This window comes from Mesorhizobium sp. L-2-11 (genome assembly GCF_016756595.1).
In the GTDB taxonomy this organism is placed as follows: Bacteria; Pseudomonadota; Alphaproteobacteria; order Rhizobiales; family Rhizobiaceae; genus Mesorhizobium.
Window position 1 is genome coordinate 1,274,998 of sequence record NZ_AP023257.1, and the last position, 18,621, is coordinate 1,293,618.

The window sequence follows — 18,621 nt, forward strand, 5'->3', positions numbered from 1 at the left end:
GCATTTCGATCGGGCGGGGTTTCGATGATCTCGACAGGACCGTTGTCTCTGAAGTTCAAGCCGCTGAAGATCGCGGGCTTCGAGACCTTCAAGGCCGGCTCTTGAAGCGCCCGACCCCACGAACCGATGTCGCCATCGTCGGTGCCGGCTTTGCCGGCCTGTCAGCCGCGCATGAATTGAGCAGGGCCGGCATCGATTTTACGCTGCTCGAGGCGCGCGGCCGCGTCGGCGGGCGGGTCGAGTCCCAGTTGAACGGGCTTGGCGAGCGGATCGACAGCGGCGCTCAGTTCCTGTGCGAGGACATGCCGGAACTGATGGCCCTGGTGCGGACGCGCGGCAAGATGTTGGTCGAAACCTATGCCAAGGGCGAGCTCGTTGCCCAGCCGCTGACCGGCGCAAAGCAAGCCGAGCGAATCTACCACGCCTCGATGTCGATCCGCGACCGCATGAACGCGATCGCACCGGACGATCTGGCTATCGCCGGCTTGACCGTCGCCGCATGGCTCGAACGCCAGAACGATCCCGGTGAGGCCAAGGCGGCTTTCCGCTCAATGATCGAGGGTCTGTGGTGTCAGGCACTCGAAAAACTGCCGCTTTGGCACCTCATCGACAATGACCGCCGTATCACCAATGAGGTGTCGGAGCTGCAGTATTTCGTACGCGAGACCATGCAGTCCGTGGCGGATGATCTGGCTGGCGATCTCGGCGACCGCCTGCGATTGAACGCGCCGGTCAGAACGATCGAGCGCAGACCGGGAGGCGTTCGTCTCGCGTCGACGGCGGGCTCGATCACGGCTCGAATAGCGCTGATCGCGATGCCGCCGATGATGGCTTCGAAGCTGGACTTTGCGCCGCCGCTGCCGGCTGCCTTGCAAAAGGCCTTCGGCGTCTGGCAAAGCGGCGCGGTGATCAAAATACAGCTGCGCTATGCCACAGCCTTTTGGCGCGCCAAGGGCTTGAGCGGTATGGTAATGTGGCGCGATCCGCCGGCACTTTTTGCTTGTGAAGCCAGCAAGGACGACGGCCACCCTGCGTTGGTCGTCTTCGTCGGCGGGCCGCTTGCCCTCCGCTGGCGGGAACTGGGAGATGCCGCGTTGCGCACCGAGGTTATGGCGCGTCTGCAGCAGGCGCTCGGCACGGATGCAGGCAAGTTCACCGATTTCAGCTATCGCGACTGGACCGATGATCGCTGGAGCGGCGGCGGCTACAGCGATCTCATCATCGATACGGGTGCCACCGAGGCCGAACAAACCATCCTGGCTGGCGCGCCGCCAGTGTATTTCGCATCCTCGGAATTGTCGCCGTCGTTTCCGGGCTATGTCGAAGGCGCAATCGTAGCTGGGCGCATTGCGGCACAAAGGATCCTCTCGGAATTTAATCCGCAGTAATCACAAGCGCGTCATGGTCGCAGGCGAGGCGCCGGAGCCGGCGACCGGATGCCGGCCGGGCCAGAGCGGCGGCGTGATTTGATCCGTGAACATGCGACTGGACGAAAACAGTTCGGCAACGAACTGCCTCGCCCCCTGCATGACCGCCCGCCGAATTCCCGTTTCAAAACTGTTACACGGCCAGTTTGCCTGCGTCGTTCGTCCGTTACAAGCTGCGAGTAGGTTCGTTTTAACAGAAAAAGAAGATCGGCGAAGGGTAGCGCGATGTATACGAAAATCCGGACTGCCTGCAATGAGCGTCGTCTGCAAGCGCCGGAGCGCAACGATCGGCGACCGAAGCTGGCGCTGCGCCAGCGCGCCAACGACCATCCGATGGCGCTGTTCGTGGTGCTGGGCGCCGCCGCGTTCGCCGGCATGGCGTTGGCGCCGACCGTTGGTCCCGCCTTTGCTTCACTGAACCCGCCGGCAAACATCGTCAAGGGCGCGCCGACCACGACCAAGACCGCGCGGCTGCCGATGCCGGAGATCGATTTTGTCTGCAAGGGGCAGGCCTGGGGCGCCGAGAGTGCGGACTGCCTGCGCGTCATTGCCGAGCAATCCGGCATTCACAAGGCTCGCGCGGTCCGCGTGATCGCTAATGCCACGCCGCTGACCGATACGCCGAACGTTTTTTGATGTTCTGAGCGACCCTCCAGCGCTCCACCATGCCTCCATGGCGAAGAAAGGAGCGAAGCGACGCGGCGCAGACCCTGGGATACCGATCTGTGGCGATCCTTCGCGCCCCCCTCTGTCCGGCAGGACAGAGGAGGGCGCTGTCCCGCGGCATCAAAAGTCCTGGCGGCTTTAGCTGCCCAATGCGGCCTGCTCGGCAATGGCCGACAGCACGCCGCGCACGTCCAGCGTGCTGAACGGCTTTTCCAGGATCTGCGGCCGCTGCGGCGCCGGCAATGCCTCGATTTCGGCCTTGGCGCCGATCAGGTCGCCGGTGACCAGAACGAAGCGCCGCGCCAGATCAGGCTTTTCGGCGAGCAGTTCGCGATAGATCGATATGCCGCTGGTGCCGGGCATGCGCAGATCGGAAAACACGATGTCCGGCGGCATATGGCCCGACAGGGTCGCGGCGGCCGAGGCCCAGGCCGGCACTATCCGCGACTTGATGCCCATCAACTCCAAAATGTCGGACAGCGACGCGGCGACATCCGGCTCGTCGTCGATGATCAGCGCATGGCGCAATCCGCTCGATCGCGACGGGCTTTCGCCGGCGGCGGCCGCGCCGCCGGAGATCGCCGGCAACTGGACGACGAAACGGGCGCCTCTCGGCTGAACTTCCTCGAACCAGACATTGCCATTGTGCCGTTCGATGATCGATTTCGAGATCGACAGGCCGATGCCAGTGCCGACGCCGACCGGCTTGGTGGTGAAATACGATTCGAAAATGCGAGGGCGTATCGCTTCCGGCACGCCCAGCCCGTTGTCCTCGACCGAGAAACAGGGATTGCCGCGATCGCTGCGAAACGTGCGAACCTTGATCAGCCGGTCGCCGCCGATGCCGGCCAGAGCATGCTGGCTGTTTATCAGGAAATTGGCGGCCACTTGCGTCACATGGTCGGCGTCGGCCATGGCCAGCAGCGGGCCGCTGGCGAAATCGGTGTCGATAATGATGCCGGTCGACCTGGCGCCGTAGGCGGTCACTTCGAGTGCGGCGCGGACCACCTGGTTGAGGTCGGTCTCGGCCTGCGACGCCGGATGCAAGCGGACCATGGAGAGGAAGCTCTTGACGATGCGGCCGCAACGCTCTGCGGCGGCGCGCACCTTTTCGGCGCGCACCTTGGTCTGCGGGTCTGAAGCGAACTCGTGCAACAATGTCGATTGGGCGACGACCACGGCAAGCGGGTTGTTGAGCTCGTGTGACACGCCGGCGAGCAGCGAGCCCATCGCCGCCATCTTCTCGTTCTGGTGCAGCTTTTCGCGCTGGCGGCCGATCTCCTCCTCGGCGCGCAATTTGTCGCGAAGGTCGCGAATCGAGCCGAAGATCAGGCGGCGGTCGGCGACCCGCATCTCGGTCGCCGTCAGTTCGATCGGAAAGACCTCGCCGGCAGCATTCTGGGTGACGGTCTCGATCCGCTGGCCGACCATCGGCGCGCCGCGGCCCGACATGTATTCGGCGCCCGACACATAGCCCTTGCGATAATATTCCGGAACGACGGTGTCGAGCAGGTCCTTGCCGAGGATGTTGCTGCGCTGGTAACCGAACATCTTTTCGGCGGCCGGATTGAATTCGATGATCGAACCGGTCTCGTCGATGACGATGATGGCGTCGAGCGAGGCCTGCAGCATTGTGCGGCGAATGACTTCGCTGGCGTGGGCATCGGAAAGCGATCGTTCGATGGCGTCGCCGATGGCCAGCGCCACGATGTGCAGCGTTGCCTCTTCCTCGTCGGTCCATTCGCGCTCGTTGACGCAGTCGTTGACCGCCAGCGTGCCCCACAGATGGCCATGCGCAAAGACCGATACCGACAGGAACGACTTGATGTGCTGCTTTTCGAAGTCGGCTCTCAGAAAGCCTTCGAGGTCGCGCGTGTGTCCCGCGAAGATCTTGCCTTGCCGCTCGTCCTCTGCCAACCGTTCCAGTAGCGGGTCCGAATGGACCACCGACTGCATGATCACCGTCGGCGATGCCAGTTCGCCACCATATCGCGGGTCGATCCAATAGGCCGCCACCGACTGGGCAAAGCCCTGGCCGGGCAGCTCGCGCAGCCGAAACAGGATGCCGCGCTGGCAATCCATGGCTACGCAAAGCGTTTCAAGGATGCTGGCCATCTCGCGCTGCCAGTCGCCAGCTTCGCGAAGCCGGCGAACGACGTGAACAGCGGCCATCGCCGCGCCATGCCTGACGCCGTGCCTGTCGCTGCGTGCTGCTTCAGCCGTCATGGTCAACCGTCATGGGTCAGCCGTCATTTCACAGTCGCGCCACCGGGAGTGGTTACCAGTGGTCGCGCCGCTCAGTTGCCTTCGCCGGTCGGCAGCGAGAAGATATAGCCTTCGCCGCGGACTGTGCGCAGGAATTTCGGATTGGCCGGGTCCGCCTCGATCTTCTTCCTCAGCCGCATGATGCGGATATCGACCGCGCGTGAGGAGTCAGGATCTTCCGCGAAGCCGATCGCCTCGGAGATCGCCGCACGCGTCAGCAAGCGGTTGGCACGCGTCAGGAAGACCTCCAGCACGTCGAACTCGCTCTTGGCCAGGTCGATGACCGTCCCATTGGCGCCGGTGACGAACCGACCGTCGAGATCGGCATGGAAAGGGCCGAAGCTCATGGAACGGCGGCTGGCAGTTGTTTCGGCCTTGGCGGTCTGCGGCTCGGCCGGCTGCGGCACGCGGCGCAGCACGCTGCGGACTCGAGCCAGCACCTCGCGCAATTCGTAAGGCTTGACGATGTAGTCGTCGGCGCCGAGTTCCAGCCCGACGATGCGGTCGAGAGCGGTGCCGGCGGCAGTGGCATAGATGATGCCGATCGGCGTTTTCGAGCGCATCCAGCGGCCAAGCGACAGGCCGTCCTCGCCCGGCATGGCGATGTCGAGGATGGCCAGGTGAAAAGACTGCGTTTCCAGCAAGGTTCGCGCAGCGCTCGCACTCTCGGCCGTAGCGACATCGTAGCCGCTGGCGCCGAGATACTCGGCGACCGCGTCCCGCAGATCCGGCTCGTCCTCGACGACGACAATTCGTGCCCGCACGATGCTCTCGCTCCCACTTTCAGCGGAAAGTAGATTGGGTATAAACATCATGTCCAGCACTCATCCTGGGTTGCCGGTTGCAGGGTGGAAAAAAAATGGCTGCACGATCCATCATCGCGCTTGTTTGTGTCGCCGAAGTGGTCGCAACCGATCTCGCCGACCATCTCGAACGGCGCGGTCATGACGTGCGCGCAGTGCGGCAGCCGTGGGAGGCGGAATCCTTGCTGTCCGGAAACGGCATCGATGTCGTCGTCGTCGGCGACAGCCTCAGCCAGGCGGAAGGGCGTGATCTGCTCAAGCGCCATGGCGGCGAGGGCGGGCCGGATTTCATCCTGATCTGCCGGCCGGCCGATCTCCTCGACAAGGTGCTGGCGCTCGAGCTCGGCGCCGCCGACGTCGTCGAGAGCCCGCTCAACGTCAGGGAACTCGCCGCCCGTATCGGCGGCCTGCTGGCACGGCGCGGCCGGAACGCCGGGGAATTGGTCGTGCTGGAGAATGCGACGGTCGACCTCCGGTCGGCCATGGTCATGCATCGCTCCGGCACGGAAGAACAATTGTCGCCGGGTCAGGTGGCGCTGCTCAGATTGTTCCTGGCCAGTCCGCGCAAGGTCTTGACGCGCGACGACATCATTGCTGCCGCGCCCGCCGAAAATGCCGATGCCTTCGATCGCTCGATCGATTCGCGCATCGTGCGACTGCGCCGCAAGCTCGACACCGAAACCATCACCACGATAAGAGGTGCCGGCTACCGGTTCGATCCGCCGACGCAGTTCGCCGACTGAGGCCCAGCCCCTAACCTTCCAGCCCCTCACCGTACTGTCCACAGGCCCAGGCGCTCAGCGCACCACAAGAAGCGACGGACCTGACGGCATTTCGCTGGCCGTGACGAATTCGCTCGCATGGGCACGATCCCTGAGAAGCACGGTGGCGAGGCCGGCAAAGCCGAGCAGGCCCTGTGCGTAGAGCAGTGCGGAAAGCACCGAAGCTGCAAATTTCGTGTTCATCGTTTTCGTCCCCCCAAATTTGGTTTCAGGTTCGCTTCAGGGAAAACCCCGAAGTGCCCGCGCCGCCAGCGGAGCCCCCCGTTGCGGCGCGGGCCTTCGGTCCTCTCGGCTGCAAGTTGCCGGAGGTGCCGCGCATCTTCATCAGCCCAAAACCGACCCGCCAGAGGGCCTTGAGCCGGTTATGCGCAGGCTGGACACAATCCAGACCGTCGCGAAAACAATGCGGCATGCAAATAAACGCTGCTTCTATGCTTATCCTGAACAGCCAGGAGATCGCGTTCGACTGCATGTTCATCTTGGTTGGTGCCGGCTGTTTTCGTTGGGTCAACTTTGCGGGTGGCCTGTATCGAGATCATGCCGCTCGAGTCGACGCTTTGTTGCCGATTGGTTTCGAGCCGAGTCAGGTTTCTTTCATATGAGAGAAGACGGCACTTTCGCCGGGAGATGACAGCACTGTTCGCGGGTCCGGGCTCGACCGGGCAAACAACCCTCCGGTCCATGGATCACCCCTGCAAATGCCTCGGATGGGCTTCCGGCCGTTAACCAGAGGAAACAGATTCGAAACAGGAACGTCCGCCCTGCGAAATCAATTCGAAACGTGACCCAACGATAAGCCGGCCATCGAATTGGAGCCGGCCATGCCCGGCAGACAGGGGGATATCATGCACACTGCCCTTTCCGCCAAGCTCATCAACATCGCCGCCGCCGTCACCGCGGGCTCGGTTCTTCTGTTCGGCGTCGGCAACGGCGTTGCCGATGCCGCCAATGGGGCCGCCAATCGGGCCGCCAATCAGATCGTGGCGCGGATTTCGCTCTCGCAACAGACGATGGAAGTCCTCGTCGACGGCCGACCGACCTTCGCGTGGAAAGTCTCGACCGGCGGCAAGGGGCATGTCACCCCGACCGGCTCGTTCAAGCCGACCCGCATGCACCAGATGTGGTATTCGAGGAAATATGACAACGCGCCGATGCCGCATTCGGTCTTCTTCAAGGGTGGCTATGCCGTGCATGCGACCAATTTCGTAAGGCGCCTCGGTCAGCCGGCCTCGCATGGCTGCGTGCGGCTGCATCCGGACAATGCCGCCGATTTCTATCAGCTTGTCGAGATTTTCGGTCCGGCCAACACCAGGATCGTCATCGTCAAATAGATAACCAAGACGATTCGGACATCACCGCCCAAGAAAAAGGCCGGAGATTTTCCGGCCTCTTTGTCAATCAATCGACCGGCACCGGCATCAGCTTCGGGTCCGGCTTCTCGGCGTGATGCGGCAGGTCCTTGCTGGCGATGAAGGTGTAGAACATCGGCACCACGAACAGGGTAAACATGGTTCCCACCAGAATGCCGGTGAAGATCACCAGGCCCATCGAATAGCGCGCTGCCGCACCCGCGCCGCTGGAGATGATCAGCGGCACCACGCCGAGCGCCATCGCCGCCGTCGTCATCAGGATCGGTCTTAGCCGCACCCTGGCCGAGGCGACGATCGCATCGCGCCGCCGCATCCCGTGCATCTCGCGCTGCTGGTTGGCGAATTCGACCAGAAGGATGCCGTGCTTGGTGATCAGGCCGATCAGCGTGATCAGGCCGACCTGCGTGTAGATGTTGAGCGTTCCCAGCCCCAGATTGAGCGGCACGATTGCGCCGAAGATCGACAGCGGCACCGACATCATGATGATCAACGGATCGCGGAAGCTTTCGAACTGCGCCGCCAGCACCAGATAAATGACGAGAATGGCTGCCGCGAAGGCGATGATGATCGTATAGCCCTGTTCCTTCTCCTGTCGCGACTGGCCGGTATAGTCGATGAAGAACGAGTCGGGCAGGCTTTCTCTGGCGATGTCCTCGATGGTCCTCAGCCCGTCGCCGGTGGTCAGGGTGGGCAATGGCAGAGCGGAAATCGTCGCGGAGTTTAACTGGTTGAATTGCTCGATCACGGCCGGCGAGGCGTTGGTCGAGATCTTCACCACTGCCGAGAGCGGCACCATCTCGCCCGACGCGCTGCGGACGAAATACTCGGCCAGCTTTTCAGGGTTGTCGCGGAAGTTCTGCGGCACCTGCGGGATGATGTCGTAGCTGTTGGACTCGCGGTCGAATTGCGCCACTTCGGCGCCACCGACAAGGAGGGTCAGCGTCCGGCCGATGTCGGCGATCGGCAGGTTGAGCGCCGCGGCGCGGTCGCGGTCGATCGTCACCGTCACTTGCGGTGCGTCAAAGGACATCGAATTCTGCACTGCGAGGAAGCGACCGGAGGCCTGCGCCTTGTTCTTGATGTCCTCGGCCGCCTCGAACACCTGGGAGGCATCGCCGGTCGAGCGCACCACCATCGAGACCGGCAGGCCGCCGCCGGAGCCGGGCAGCGTCGGTGGGGCGAAAACGAAAGCCTCGACGCCTGCCACCTTGGTAAGGCGGGCGGTGATGTCTTCCTGAAGCTCCTTCGAGCTGCGCTCGCGCTCGGCCCAGTCCTTGAATGCGAAGCCGACGAAGGCGCTGTTCGTCGGGCCCTGGAAGGCGACGGCTGAGAACCGCGCCCTGGTTTCCGGGATATCGTTCATCAGCCCGAGAATCTGGTTCACATAGGTCTCGGTGTAGTCCGACGTCGCATAGCGCGGCGCGTTCACAAGAGACAGCAAGAAGCCCTGGTCTTCTTCCGGCGCCAGTTCGCCGGCGGTCTTGGTGAACATGAAGCCGGTCGTGGCGACCAGTGCGATGACGATCATCAGCGTCACCGGACGATATTTTAGCGAGCCGCTGACCAGCCGCTCATAGACGTTTTCGACGCGCCTGAACGTGTTGTCGACAATGCGCTGGAAGCGGCTGTGCGAGCCGGCCCTCAGGATGCGTGCTGACATCATCGGCGTGACGGTGAGGGCAACGACACCCGAAAGCACCACCGAGCCGGCAAGTGTCACCGCGAATTCGCGAAACAGTGCGCCGGTTAGGCCGCCGGTGAAGGCGAGCGGCGCGAACACGGCGGCCAGCGTTATCGTCATGGCGATGACGGCGGACGATATCTCCCGCATGCCGTTGAAGGCCGCCTGCATCGGCGACAAACCGTCTTCCTCCATGTGGCGATGAATGTTTTCCACCACCACGATGGCATCGTCAACGACGAGGCCGATCGCCAGCACCATTGCCAGCAACGACAAAAGATTGATCGAATAGCCCAGCGTAAACAGCAGGAAGCAGACGCCGATCAGTGACAGCGGAATGGTCACGATCGGCATCAGCACCGAGCGGAACGAGCCGAGGAAGAGCAGGATGACGACGATGACGATGGCGACCGCCTCGCCGATGGTCTTGAACACCTCCTCGATCGAGGCGCTGATCTGCTCGGTCGAATCGTAGACGATTTCGATCGTCATGCCTTGCGGCAGCGTCTCCTGGATCGTCGGCACGATGTCGTGGATTGCCTCCGCAGTCGTCAGCGGATTGGCGGCCGGCGTCGGGAAGATGGCGAGAAAGATGCCGGGCTTGCCATTGAAAGTAACCCTGGTGTCGGTGTTCGCCGCGGCGAGCTCGACGCGCGCCACGTCGCGCAGCCTCACCACCTTGCCGTCTGTCGAACGAAGCGGAAGAGCGGCGAAAGCCTCGGGCGTCTGCAGTGTCGAGCGGACGGTGATCGAGGTGGCGACGTACTCGTTTTCGGTATTGCCGGGTGCGGAGAGGAAATTCGATGCGTTGATGGCGGTCAGCACGTCCGACGCCGTCACGCCGCGCGCAGCCAGTTTGATCGGGTCGATCCAGACGCGCATCGAATATTCGGCGGCCCCGAAAATCTGTACGTCGGCAACACCCTCGACCGTCGACATACGCGGCCGCACGACGCGCTCGATATATTCGGTGAGCTGTTCCGGCGTCATGTTCGGATTCTGCATCGAGATATACATCATCGCGAACTGCTCGCCGGTGCCCTTGACGATCACCGGGTCCTCGGACTCGTCCGGCAGGTCGCCGCGCACGCTTTGTACTTTCGACAAGACTTCGTTCAGCGCGACATCGGGGTCGGAGCCGAGTTTCATCTGCACGGTCACGGTGCTTGAGGACGGCCGGCTCGCCGACGTGACGTAATCGATGTTTTCGGTCGAGGCGACGGCACGGGCGATCGGCGCGGAAATGAACCCCTGGATCAGGTCGGCGCTGGCGCCGGGATAGGCCGTGGTGATGGTGATGGCCGTTTCTTCGACCTCTGGATACTGCCGGATCGAGAGGTTGAAGATGCCTTGGAACCCCAGAAGCAGGATCATCAAGGCGAGCACGGTCGAGAGGACCGGACGGCGAATGAAGAGGTCGGAGAAGCTCATTTCTGGGCTGCCTGCTGGTTTGCCGGTTTGGTCGGGTCGACGGTGTTGTCGACGGCAACGGACATGCCGCTGGAAAGGCGGTTCTGGCCGGCAGTAACGACTTCGTCGCCGGGGGCGAGGCCTTCCAGGATCTCAACCAGGCCGGCGTTGCGGCGGCCTGGCTTGACGAACACCTGGGCGAGCACGAGCTGCGGCTTCTGTTCTTCGGCCGCCGGCTCGGCCGGCGCAGCAGCAGATTGTTCCTCGGGTTTTGCCGCGGGCGCTTCGGCCGCGGGCTTTGCACTATCCGTTGCGGGCTTTTCTTCCGCGTTGGCCGCGGCGGCAGGGGCGGCGCCGCTGTCGGCAGCTGGCTTTGCCGGACGCACCACGAAGACGAAGTCACCGTAGAGGCTGGAGGTCAGCGCGGTCTGCGGCACCGTCAGCACGTTGTTTTCCTCAGGCAGTTCGACGCGCACCTGGACGAACTGGCCAGGGGTCAGCTTGCCTTCTGGGTTGGCGACCTCGGCCCTGACCGTCACCAGCCGGCTGGCCGGATCGATCTTGGGGTCGATACCGCGAATCGTGCCGGTGAACGGCAACTCGCCGTCACCAACGCCCAGCCGCACCTTCTGGCCGATCTTGAGCAGCGGAAGCTGCTGTTCGGGAACCGAGAAATCGGCCCGCATCGTCTCCAGATCCTGCAGGGTCGCTACGGAAGTGCCGGGCGTGAGATACTGGCCGAGGTCAATCCTGGGGATACCCACCGTGCCGCTGAAGGGCGCGGTCAGCAGCTTCTGCTCGAGCACCGCCTGCAGCCTGTTGACCTGCGAAGTGGAAGCCGATGCGGCCGCCCGCGCCGAGTCGAGCGTCGATTCCGAGCCGACGCCGCGTTTCTGCAGTTCAAGCGCGCGTGTCAACGCCGTCTGGTCGAGCGCTGCCTGCGCCTTTGTCGCCTCGAGATCGGCGCGCTCGGCGGCATCGTCGAGCTGAAGCAGAAGCGCGTTGGCTTCAACCTTCTGATTGGCCTGAAACTTGATGTCCTTGACGATGCCGGCGGCTTCGACGGTCAGGTCGACGCCGCGGACCGCACTGACAGTGCCGATCGCCTCGACGCCCGGCGTCCACTCTGTCGGCTTGACGATCATCGTCGACACCGTCGCCGCCGGCGGCTTCATCGTGGCGAAGAACTGCTGCATTGCATTGTCGCGGAACAAATTGAAGCCGACAATGCCGCCGCACACCAGCGCGAGCAGAACGAAGGCGATGATGAAGCGCTTGATCACGAGCAGTCCCCTCGGCCGGCGACCGGCATAGCGGTTGGGTGTCGCGGGACTCATATCGATCACGAGCCCCAATTTCAAATGTCGGCCGTCTTACTGTACCGTCTGGACGGTCTTGTCAATTCCGCCTAAGCTAATGTATCGGAGAGGGATTGATGAAAACCCGCAGAACGAATTCGCGCGACAGGATACTGGCCGCCGCCGCCGATGTGGCGCGCGAGTCGGGGCCTGGCAGCCTGTCGCTGGACGCCGTCGCCAGCCGTGCCGGGGTGTCGAAAGGCGGCTTGCTGTACAATTTCCCGACCAAGGCGAAACTGATGCAGGCGCTGGTTGAGGATTATCTGCGCGCCTTCGAGCAGGCGCTGGACGCCGCCCGCACTGCCGGCGTCGGCGGTGAAAGCCCGCTTGCGACCTACATCAAGCTTTCGGCCGAGCATGCCGCGGAATCGAAACCGTCAGCTTCCTGGATATTTTCGGCGATCGCCGAGGATCCCGAATTCCTGACCCCGATAAAAGCGTTCAGGCGGCAGGTTTTCGAGCGACTCAAGGGAGAGACGCCGGACCTCAAGGCGCTGCTGGTCTGCTACCTCGCCATCGAAGGACTTCGCAGCATGAATCTATTCGATTCGGACGTCCTCTCACAGGACGAACGTCGGCTGCTGGTATCGTCCTTACTGGAGATTGCGGGATAGATTGCCGCGCAGGCCGGGCGCAGCACCTGCGGCGGACAGATCCCATCTCTCTCGACATGGATGCCTGGCCGTCACCGCCGCTGCGTTACGGGAAAACCTGATCTCGCAGGCTGGCTGCATCATTGTCATGGCCAGATTTCCAACGTATTGGCCGCCGGGTGCCGCAACGGCCGCGCGAGCGATCGGTGCATGACGGAAGCCAGATCAACGATCACCATTGCGGCAAGTAGGTGGCAAGCTTTGGCGAATCGCCAGCTCAGTCGGGCGATGCAGCGGCGCAGAATGAAAACTGTAGCGATCCTTCGCGCCCCCCCTCTGTCCTGCCGGACATCTCCCCCACTTGGGCAGGGCTGTCCGGGGAAAGTTTTGAGTGAATCGAAATGCCACATGTGCATGCCCCGTAAAACGGGGTTTGTCCGTCTTTTCTCTGGTTGTCGAGACTCAGAAAAGGAACGGGGCATGCGCTTTGCACCTAGCATCTTCGGGCAGCTTCTTGAACCCATCGATCGGCGTCAATTCCAAGCAATTGTGGATCGCCACGACGGGGATGCGTACGACAAATCGTTCAGAAGCTGGGATCATCTGGTGGCGCTGATCTATGCCCAGTTCTGCGGCAGCAGCAGCTTGCGTGGCCTGGAAGCCGGCTGGAACGCCAACAGCCAGCATCATTATCACCTGGGCAGCGGTCCGTTGATGCGTTCGACCTTGTCGGATGCCAACAGACGGCGTCCGGTCGCCATCTTTGCCGAGGCGTTCGGTCTGGTGGCGAACCTGCTCGACAGGCAAATGCGGCGCGAGGGCGAAGCAATGCTGCGGCTGATCGACTCGACCCCCATTCCGCTCGGCAAACTGTGCGATTGGGCCAAGTCGAACGGGCGCATTCGCGGCATGAAGGTGCATGTCGTCTATGACCCGAAGACCGACTGTCCGCGCGTCCTCGACATCACCGACGCCAACGTCAACGACGCCCAGGTCGGTCGCCAGATCACGATCGAAGCTGGAGCGACCTACGTGTTCGACAAGGGCTACTGCCATTATGGCTGGTGGACGGCGATCGCCGAAGCCGGATCGATCTTCGTGACGCGGCCCAAATCCAACATGAGGCTGGCGCTGCTGCGTGATCGCCCTATAGCCGAGCCGCAGGGCGACGGCTTCCTGGTTGTGGAAGACAGTGAGGTAAGCTTGGTCAGCAAGGCTGCTTGCAAGCTGCCGATGCGGCTGCGTCGCCTGCGCGTTCAGCGCGAAACGGGCGACACCATCACGCTTTTGACCAACGATCTGGAGCGCTCTGCCGTCGAGATTGGACGGCTTTACAAAGGCCGCTGGCACATCGAGCTTCTGTTCCGATGGATCAAGCAGCACCTCAAGATCCGCAAGTTCCTCGGCAACAACGGCAATGCAATCCGCCTGCAACTCTTTGCCGCAATGATCGCCTTTGCGCTGCTGCGCATTGTCGCGCGCACCCGCCGCGTCACTATTCCTATCTTGAGGTTCACAGAACTGGTCGCTCAATACTTGTTCGGGCGGCGGAAACTGCACACCATCGATAAGCCGCCACCGGTCAATCCAAGCCGACCAAGGGACCGAGCCTCTCCCAATCAGATGGCCTTCATTTATGAATAACTTTCCCCGGACAGCCCTGCCACTTGGGGGGAGATTGGCTGTCATCGCCGCTTTCGCCAATCGCCGACGCTGGACGGATTCGAGCCGCCGCTGAAGCCGCCAATCTCCCCCCTTGTGGGGGAGATGTCCGGCAGGACAAAGGGGGGCGCTGTCCCGCCGGCATCTCAAGGGTTTTGTACAATGGCGCATTCGGCCACTGGTCAAGTAGGTACGCCCGGTTCGCCTTCCCACAGGATCAGGCTGGCCGCGCCGATCAGTCCTGAGCGGTCGCCCAGCTGCGCCGGCACGATCGGCACATCCCGGTAGGCCGGCATCGCCCGCTGCTCGACGGTTGCCCTGATGGTCGGAGCCAACAGATCGAAACCGTTGGCAATGCCGCCGCCCATGACGATCACGTCCGGCGAGTAGAGATGAAGCAGGTTGGTGAAGCCGATGCCGAGCCATTTGGCTTCCGCCTCGATCAACTCGAGCCCGCCGATATCGCCGGCCCGTGCGGCCTCGACGACGTGCCTGGCCGAAACGTCGCCGTTGGCCGAAAGCCGCCTGAGCAGGGAGCCGTCGCCCGGCGCTGTCAGCGCCGTGGCACGCCGCCCGAGCGCGGTTCCGGAGGCGACCGCCTCGAAACAGCCGACGGCACCGCAGAAACAGCGGTTGCCCTCGCCGGTGATGGTCATGTGGCCGATCTCGGCGGCTAGCCCGCGCCGGCCGTGATAGATGTTGCCGTCGGCAACGACGCCGCCACCGATGCCGGTCGATACGGTGACGAAAACCAGGGATGCGGTACCTTGGCCGGCGCCGAAGCGCCATTCGCCCAGCGCTGCCGCATTGGCGTCGTTTTCCAGACGCACCGGCAGGCCGAAATGCTTGCCGAGAATGTCGCTCAACGGCACGTCGTGCCAGCCGGCCAGCGTCGGCGGGGCGATCACGATCCCGGCTTTGGGATCGAGCGGTCCCGGCGCGCCGATGCCGATGCCGACGACATCCGCTTGTGGGCGCTGTGCCAGAAGATCCCCGGCCAGTGCGATGATCTGGCCGATCACCGCATCCGATCCCGCGATCGCCATCGTCGGCGCCGAAACCTGCGTGACGACGCGGCCGCCGCTCTCGACCAGCGCACCGCGCAGCTCCGTTCCGCCGAGATCGAAGGCGAGGGCCAGTCTTGTCATCAGGCGGCGACCTTCAGCCCATGCAGCCAGGCCATGCGCTGCGCAAGGTCGGGGTCGCCGAACGCCAGCGATCCGAGCACCACCGTCTCGGCGCCAACGGCGCGCAGGCGGGGCACCGTCTCGTGGCGGATGCCGCCGTCGGCAGCCAGGATGATGTCGGTTTCGCGACCGGCGTTTCTCATCAGTGCGCGCGCTTCGATCAAACGTGGGCAGGCCTGCTCGGAAAGGCTCTGGCCCTTGACGCCGATCGATGTGCCGAGAAGCGTCACAAACGCCACTTGCGACAGGAAAGGCGTGACCGCGGCCACCGGCGTTTCCAGCCTGAGCACCACGCCGGCCTCGGCGCCGAGCGCATGCGCCAGCCGCACGGCGCGCAGGCCGGCTTCGCCGTTTTCGGCGTGGACACTGACCAGATCGGCCCCGGCCTCGATGAACTGACGCGTCTGCTCCTCGACGATCTCGGCTTCGACCATCAGGTGCACATGGATAGGCCTTGCCGTCAGCCTGGCGATCCGCGCTACCAGGTCCGGGAAGAACAGGAAGCCGGGAGTGAAGCGGGCGTCCGCGACATCGATGTGATGCAGGTCGACATAGGGGTCTATGCGCTGAAGGTCGCGCTCCATGTTGGCAAGGTCGGCCGACCACAGCGAGAACTCGCCGAGCAGCCGGTTGCGCGGCAGGGCGGCGACGGCAGCGGGGCCGGACAGGGATTTGGTCGTCATGACGGAACGAGGCTCCGGAAGTTCGAGTAGGTCTGAAGGAAGGTCGTGATCTCGGCCTGCAGCTCGGCGAAATGCCTGACGCTGTCGAGCGCCTTGGGATGGATTTCGGCAAAGGTCGCGCCGGGAATGGCTGCGGCGAGCGTATGGGCCGTCGAGAGCGGATGCACCGCATCCATGGCATTGCCGATGACCAGCGTCGGAATGCCAAGCACCGCGGCGTCACGCGCCGAAACGCCCGGGCCATCGGCGGCAATGTCGGCGAGGACCTGCGCGAATGGCGCGGCGTCCGGCCGGTCGAAATAGCCGGACAGCGAGGCAAGGTTGTCGGGTGCTTCACGCTGCAGGCGCGCCGCGGTTTCCGATTGCGCGAAAATCGCCCTCGCCTTGTCGGGGCCGCGGTCCTGGATAAGCCTGGCAACCTCGGCGATCGGCCGCAGGTTCACCGGCGCGCTGTCGAAAATCCAGGCCGGCCGCACCAGGAGAAGACCCGCGACGCGGTGCGGATGACGGCAGGCCAAGCGCATGGCGATCGCGGCGCCCATGGAAATGCCGCCGGCGACGAAACGATCCAGACCGGCCTGATCGGCGGCGGCAACAACATCGTCCGCGAACATACTCAGGGAGAACGGCCGGCGGCTGCCCAGTCCGGAGGCGCCGTGCCCGCGACATTCCAGCGTGATGCGCCGCAACCCCGGCCCGGAAGGGAAAGCCTGGGCGACCTGCGCCTCGCCACCGCCCAGCCCGTGCTGAAAGACGACCGCAAGCCCGTCGCCATGGTCGAAGACTTGAAGCGTGGCGTCATCGCGAAGCAGCGTGGCCAGGCGCGCCATCACACCAGCCCCTTGAGGAAGCGGGCAACGCTGGGTGCCTCTTCGGCCGAGAGGCCATGCGTGACCAGCGGCCCGTCAAAGCCCGATGCTTTCAGCCTGGCGACGAAATCCGCAAAGTCGACGACACCCCGACCGGCGGTGGCAAAGCGGCCGTCGGCAAAGCGGTCCTTGGCGTGGGCCATGGCGACGTGGCCCGCTGCGCGTTCGACGGCGGCGGCGACGATGGCGCGTGCTTCGGCCGGGCTCGCCTGCTCGAACAGGTTGGCTGGATCGAGCACGATACGCAGCCGTGTCGAGCCCATCTCGGCGATCAGGCGCATCGCGTCCGACGCCGAGGTGACGATGTTGGCCTGTTCGGGTTCGATGCCGAGATCAACGCCGTGACGCTCGGCGAGTTGAAGCGCCTTTTCCATCTCGCCCGCCATGTCGTCCCATGCCGAGGGCTCGGTATTGTCGGGATGATATGCCCACTGATCGTCCGCGTTGCGCGTTCCCGTGCACAAGGTGACCAGCGGAACAGAAAGCTCTGCCGCGGTCTTGATGACCACGCCAAGCCGGCGCAGGCCGTCGTCGCGCACAGTCCTGTCGGGATGGGCCATGTTGTAGGTGCCCGAGAGCGCTGCCAGGGCGACACCGCAAGCCTTCGACGCGGCCGCGATGGCATCAAGGGCGTCTTTTTGCACCGCATCCGGCATCGACGGCAGCCCGGCGCAGGCAAGGTTGAACTGGGTGACGGCAAATCCCGCGTCGCGGACCGCTGCCAGCACGCCAGCCGGCTCGCTGCCCGGGAAGGTCTTGGCGAACACCCCGATCTGCATCAGACCGCTCCCGTTGCGGAAGCGATCTCGACGCGATCGCCGGTTTCGACCGAACGGGCGATCGCCACCATGGCGCGGATCGAGGCAAGGCCGTCCTCGACGTTGGCGCCGCGCATCGGTTTGCCGTCAAGGATTGTCTCGGCGAGGCCTTCGAGCTGGCGCCTGAAGAAATGCCCGTCGGCGCCAAGCGGCCTTCGCGACGTTGCATCCTTCTCGTGAAAGATATCGATCTCACTCGCCCGGAAATACCAGGGATTGAAGGTCTTCGCGATCACCGAGCCGTTTTCGCCATAGAGCTGAAAACCCTCGTGCCAGTCCATGCGGACAGCCACGGTGAGGTCAAGATGGCCGAGCGCGCCATTGGTGAATTCGGTTTCGACGAACCAGCAATAGGCGCCGAAGCGTTGGTTGAGGCGGGCACGCACGGCAACGATCTCGCCGCACAGGAAGCGCGCGGTGTCGACAAGGTGCGAGCCGTGCGCCAGCATGAAATACTGCCTGAGATCGGCCTTCGGATTGCCGCCCGGCTTGCGCGCCAGCTTGCTGGTGACCGGCAGCGGCTGGACCGCGTCGGTGTTGGTGTAGCGGTGAGTGGAATCGCAATACCAGGCTTTTAGCGCCAGGATCTCGCCGATCTCGTCGCGGACGAAATCGCGCGCCGCTTCCAGTGCCGGGTCGAAGCGCTTCATATGGCCGACCTGCAGCACCTTGCCGGAGCGCCGGACCGCATCGGCGAGCATCTCGCCTTCCTCGACCGAGACGCCGATCGGCTTTTCACACAGCACGTGCTTGCCGGCCTCGAGCGCCTTGATCGACATCGGCACGTGATAGGCGTCGGAGGTCGCGACGATCACCGCTTCCAGTTGCGGATCGGCCAGCATCTCATCGTAATCGCCATAGATTTTTTCGGGTTCATAGGTCGCGGCCATGCGCGCCAGAAGATCGGGGGCGGCATCGCAGATCGCATAGAGATCGGCGTTGCCGGCCTTCACGCAGGATTCGAGATGAGCGAATTGGGCGATCGGCCCGCAGCCGAGCACGCCGACACGAAGGCGACGGTCTTGCTTCCGGATCATGGTCTCTTCC

Annotated in this window: 17 protein-coding genes; 6 read left to right on the forward strand and 11 right to left on the reverse strand. The window is 63.7% G+C overall.

Translation table 11 applies throughout. From position 1 onward, the window contains the following. Nucleotides 1–101: 101 nt before the first annotated feature. A complete protein-coding gene (locus JG739_RS06145) occupies nucleotides 102–1,388 on the forward strand; it encodes a flavin monoamine oxidase family protein (RefSeq protein WP_202365697.1) in 1,287 nt (428 codons plus the stop codon). Nucleotides 1,389–1,652: 264 nt separating this feature from the next. Then, on the forward strand, nucleotides 1,653–2,063 hold the full coding sequence (locus JG739_RS06150; RefSeq protein WP_202365698.1) for a hypothetical protein: 411 nt from the start codon (nucleotides 1,653–1,655) through the stop codon (nucleotides 2,061–2,063). A 168-nt stretch (nucleotides 2,064–2,231) separates the two neighbouring features. On the opposite strand, the gene JG739_RS06155 is transcribed toward JG739_RS06150, so the two are convergent. Both JG739_RS06155 and JG739_RS06160 read right to left on the reverse strand, forming a co-directional pair. After that, entirely contained in the window at nucleotides 2,232–4,319 is a 2,088-nt protein-coding gene (locus JG739_RS06155) for a PAS domain S-box protein (RefSeq protein WP_202365699.1), read from the reverse strand. 71 nt (nucleotides 4,320–4,390) lie between these two features. Next, a complete protein-coding gene (locus JG739_RS06160; RefSeq protein ID WP_202367356.1) occupies nucleotides 4,391–5,170 on the reverse strand; it encodes a response regulator in 780 nt (259 codons plus the stop codon). A 47-nt stretch (nucleotides 5,171–5,217) separates the two neighbouring features. Between JG739_RS06160 and JG739_RS06165 the strand changes: the two genes are divergently transcribed. Beyond that, a complete protein-coding gene (locus tag JG739_RS06165) occupies nucleotides 5,218–5,904 on the forward strand; it encodes a response regulator transcription factor (protein ID WP_202365700.1) in 687 nt (228 codons plus the stop codon). A gap of 54 nt (nucleotides 5,905–5,958) precedes the next feature. On the opposite strand, the gene JG739_RS06170 is transcribed toward JG739_RS06165, so the two are convergent. Further along, nucleotides 5,959–6,126: a hypothetical protein gene (locus tag JG739_RS06170; protein ID WP_202365701.1), complete on the reverse strand. Its 168-nt coding sequence runs from the start codon at nucleotides 6,124–6,126 to the stop codon at nucleotides 5,959–5,961. Nucleotides 6,127–6,151: 25 nt separating this feature from the next. Next, complete coding sequence (locus tag JG739_RS06175; RefSeq protein ID WP_244749720.1) at nucleotides 6,152–6,421, reverse strand: hypothetical protein; 270 nt, start codon at nucleotides 6,419–6,421, stop codon at nucleotides 6,152–6,154. A gap of 367 nt (nucleotides 6,422–6,788) precedes the next feature. On the opposite strand from JG739_RS06175, the gene JG739_RS06180 reads away from it, so the two are divergent. Then, a complete protein-coding gene (locus JG739_RS06180) occupies nucleotides 6,789–7,274 on the forward strand; it encodes a L,D-transpeptidase (protein WP_202367357.1) in 486 nt (161 codons plus the stop codon). 67 nt (nucleotides 7,275–7,341) lie between these two features. On the opposite strand, the gene JG739_RS06185 is transcribed toward JG739_RS06180, so the two are convergent. Beyond that, complete coding sequence (locus JG739_RS06185) at nucleotides 7,342–10,425, reverse strand: efflux RND transporter permease subunit (RefSeq protein WP_202365702.1); 3,084 nt, start codon at nucleotides 10,423–10,425, stop codon at nucleotides 7,342–7,344. Continuing rightward, the gene (locus JG739_RS06190) at nucleotides 10,422–11,687 is read right to left on the reverse strand and encodes an efflux RND transporter periplasmic adaptor subunit (protein ID WP_244749722.1); all 1,266 of its coding nucleotides are present in this window, start codon (nucleotides 11,685–11,687) and stop codon (nucleotides 10,422–10,424) included. Before JG739_RS06190 ends, JG739_RS06185 begins: the two co-directional genes overlap by 4 nt. A 152-nt stretch (nucleotides 11,688–11,839) precedes the next feature. Between JG739_RS06190 and JG739_RS06195 the strand changes: the two genes are divergently transcribed. Then, nucleotides 11,840–12,376: a TetR/AcrR family transcriptional regulator gene (locus JG739_RS06195; protein WP_202365704.1), complete on the forward strand. Its 537-nt coding sequence runs from the start codon at nucleotides 11,840–11,842 to the stop codon at nucleotides 12,374–12,376. A gap of 459 nt (nucleotides 12,377–12,835) precedes the next feature. After that, the gene (locus JG739_RS06200; protein ID WP_199202850.1) at nucleotides 12,836–13,999 is read left to right on the forward strand and encodes an IS4 family transposase; all 1,164 of its coding nucleotides are present in this window, start codon (nucleotides 12,836–12,838) and stop codon (nucleotides 13,997–13,999) included. Between the two features lie 200 nt (nucleotides 14,000–14,199). Here the strand turns inward: JG739_RS06200 and JG739_RS06205 are convergent, their stop codons facing one another. From JG739_RS06205 to JG739_RS06225, 5 genes are read right to left on the reverse strand one after another with little or no spacing between them, the layout of a single operon-like run. Beyond that, nucleotides 14,200–15,165 carry an ROK family protein gene (locus tag JG739_RS06205; RefSeq protein WP_202365705.1) on the reverse strand — a complete coding sequence of 322 codons (966 nt, stop codon included), beginning with the start codon at nucleotides 15,163–15,165 and terminating at the stop codon, nucleotides 14,200–14,202. Continuing rightward, complete coding sequence (locus JG739_RS06210; RefSeq protein WP_202365706.1) at nucleotides 15,165–15,887, reverse strand: ribulose-phosphate 3-epimerase; 723 nt, start codon at nucleotides 15,885–15,887, stop codon at nucleotides 15,165–15,167. Before JG739_RS06210 ends, JG739_RS06205 begins: the two co-directional genes overlap by 1 nt. Continuing rightward, complete coding sequence (locus JG739_RS06215) at nucleotides 15,884–16,717, reverse strand: alpha/beta fold hydrolase (protein WP_077373152.1); 834 nt, start codon at nucleotides 16,715–16,717, stop codon at nucleotides 15,884–15,886. Before JG739_RS06215 ends, JG739_RS06210 begins: the two co-directional genes overlap by 4 nt. Continuing rightward, on the reverse strand, nucleotides 16,717–17,535 hold the full coding sequence (locus JG739_RS06220) for a sugar phosphate isomerase/epimerase family protein (protein ID WP_202365707.1): 819 nt from the start codon (nucleotides 17,533–17,535) through the stop codon (nucleotides 16,717–16,719). The genes JG739_RS06215 and JG739_RS06220 overlap by 1 nt, the downstream gene beginning before the upstream one ends. Further along, nucleotides 17,535–18,611: a Gfo/Idh/MocA family protein gene (locus JG739_RS06225; protein WP_202365708.1), complete on the reverse strand. Its 1,077-nt coding sequence runs from the start codon at nucleotides 18,609–18,611 to the stop codon at nucleotides 17,535–17,537. The genes JG739_RS06220 and JG739_RS06225 overlap by 1 nt, the downstream gene beginning before the upstream one ends. Nucleotides 18,612–18,621 lie beyond the last annotated feature (10 nt).